The 1916-nt window shown below is 71.3% G+C and carries 1 protein-coding gene and 1 pseudogene; both read left to right on the forward strand.

What is annotated here, in order from left to right; all coding sequences use genetic code 11:
- Positions 1-607, forward strand: a pseudogene (locus Q8814_RS25940) (UvrD-helicase domain-containing protein); the annotation flags it as partial.
- A partial coding sequence (locus tag Q8814_RS25945; RefSeq protein WP_330154801.1) for an AAA family ATPase occupies positions 604-1916 on the forward strand: 1313 nt, incomplete at its 3' end. The pseudogene Q8814_RS25940 and the gene Q8814_RS25945, both read left to right, overlap by 4 nt.

Here is a 1916-nt window from a genome sequence, read left to right on the forward strand (position 1 = left end):
TGATGCGCACCCCGCTGGGCCCACTGGAATGCACTCTGGCCGACTTCTCACCGCCGACCGGCTCTCCGAACTCGACTTCGAGCTGCCGCTGGCGGGCGGCGACGATCCCGTCGCGGTCACCGTCACCCTCGACGGGGTCGCGACGTTGCTGCGACGGCATCTGGACGCGGACGATCCGATGTTGCCGTACGCCGAACTCGTCCGCACCCTCGAACCCATTCCGTTGCGGGGTTATCTCACCGGCAGCATCGACGCGGTGCTGCGCATCCCCGGACCCCGGTTCGTGGTCGCCGACTACAAGACCAACCGCCTCGCCCAGGGCGAACTGACCACGGCGCACTACACGCGGGAGGCGATGGCCGCGGAAATGCTGCGCGCGCACTACCCGATGCAGGCACTGTTGTATTCCGTTGCGCTACACCGGTATCTGCGGTGGCGGATGCCGGATTACGATCCGGTCGTCCACCTCGGCGGGGTGCAGTACCTGTTCGTTCGCGGCATGGCAGGGCCGGGCAGTCCCGTCGGCAGCGGGGTCTTCGACTGGACCCCGCCGCCCACACTCGTCACCGACCTGTCCGATCTGCTCGCCGGAAGGACCCAGCCGTGACCGAAGCCCGAGTGGCCCAGCGTGGCAAAGGCACCCTGCGCGTCTTCAACGAGGCGGGCGTGCTCGCCGCCGCCGACGTGCACGTCGCGTTGCGGCTCGCCACGCTCGGCGGCGAACCGAGCACCGAGGTGCACCTCGCGACCGCGCTCGCGGTGCGGGCGGTGCGCGCCGGATCGGTGTGCCTCGACCTGACGCGCCTGCGCGACGTGACCGTCGAAGAGGACGAAGACGGGAATCCCGTGGTCGACCCGGCTTCGCTGCCGTGGCCGCACGACGACCACGTCCTCGAGGCGCTGCGCCGCAGTCCGCTCGTCGTCGGGGGCGGCAACGGTGGGCTGCGTCCGCTGCGGCTGGTCGACACCGCCGAGGGGCCACTGCTGTACCTGGACCGCTATTTCCGGCAGGAACAAACCATCCGCCGGGTGCTGGCCGAACGCGCCGACCGGTACCCCGACATCGACGGACAGCGTCTCGTCGAGGGGCTCGACGAACTCTTCCGCGACCAGAACGAGCCCGGCCGCATCGCCCCCGCACCCGATCGGCAACGGGTCGCTGCGGCGCTGGCCGCGACACACCGCACCGCGGTGATCGCGGGTGGACCCGGCACCGGCAAGACCCACACGGTCGCGCGGATCCTGGCGCTGCTCACCCTTCTGCACGGCCCCGGGCTGCGCATCGGCCTGGCCGCGCCGACGGGGAAAGCCGCTGCGCGCCTGCAGGAATCGGTGCGGGAACAAGACGGGAACGGCGCTCTGCCACCTGGTCTGACCGCGATGACGCTGCACCGGATGCTCGGCTGGCAGCGGGGACGCACCCGATTCCGGTATCACGCCGGCAACCACCTGCCGTACGACGTGATCGTCGTCGACGAGACCTCGATGGTGTCGCTGACGATGATGTGCCGGCTGCTCGAGGCGGTGCGCCCCGACACCCGGCTCGTCCTCGTCGGTGACCCCGACCAGCTGGCGTCCGTCGACGCCGGCGCGGTTCTCGCCGACCTGGTGGCGCGTCCGGTCACCGGGCACACGAACCCGGTGTTCGACGGCGTGGCCGGGCGCGATCTCGACGCCTCGGACGACCCGAACGAAGCGGCGTTCAGCCGCCGCGAACGCGACCGGCTGCGTGGCGGGGTGGTGCGGTTGAGTCGCGGCCGGCGCTTCGGCGGCGACATCGCGCGGCTCGCGGTCGCGGTGCGCGACGGCGACGGCGACCTGGTCATGGAAATACTGCGCAGCGGCTCGTCCGCGGTGTCCTTCCACGCGCCCGACGACACGGCTGCGCTGCAGCGCGACCTCGAGAGGTCGGCAGC

It is taken from the genome of Rhodococcus chondri (assembly GCF_036327435.1).
Taxonomy (GTDB): Bacteria; Actinomycetota; Actinomycetes; order Mycobacteriales; family Mycobacteriaceae; genus Rhodococcus; species Rhodococcus chondri.